This window comes from Bacillus sp. SRB_8, from assembly GCF_003264205.1.
In the GTDB taxonomy this organism is placed as follows: Bacteria; Bacillota; Bacilli; order Bacillales; family Bacillaceae_G; genus Bacillus_A; species Bacillus_A mycoides.
This window is the reverse complement of the sequence record NZ_NADT01000233.1, coordinates 1-299: the sequence shown is the minus strand read 5'-3', so window position 1 is coordinate 299 and position 299 is coordinate 1. Positions and strand designations below refer to the sequence as shown.

The window sequence follows — 299 nt, the reverse complement described above, 5'->3', positions numbered from 1 at the left end:
CAAGAAGATCGAACAGTCCATTGCCCGCATCGATTCCGGCGACTATGGCTACTGCGACGAGACCGGCGAGCCCATCGGCGTGGGCCGCCTGCTGGCCCGCCCCACGGCGACGCTGTCGCTGGAAGCGCAGCAGCGCCGCGAGCTCAAGCAAAAAATGTTTGGTGACTGACGGCGCCTGGCATGCTTGCGCACCCGACGTCTTGACGCTGCATGAGCAAGGAAGAAGCTTCCCCCGGTGGACTGCTGTCCAAGGTGGTGCGGTTTGTGCGCAACCCGACGGTCAACTGGGGCGATCTCGA

At 63.9% G+C, this 299-nt stretch carries 1 protein-coding gene; it reads left to right on the top strand.

Annotated features, from left to right (window positions below):
* Positions 1-7: 7 nt before the first annotated feature.
* On the top strand, positions 8-169 hold the full coding sequence (locus B5P40_RS32535; protein ID WP_483296269.1) for a TraR/DksA family transcriptional regulator: 162 nt from the start codon (positions 8-10) through the stop codon (positions 167-169).
* Positions 170-299 lie beyond the last annotated feature (130 nt).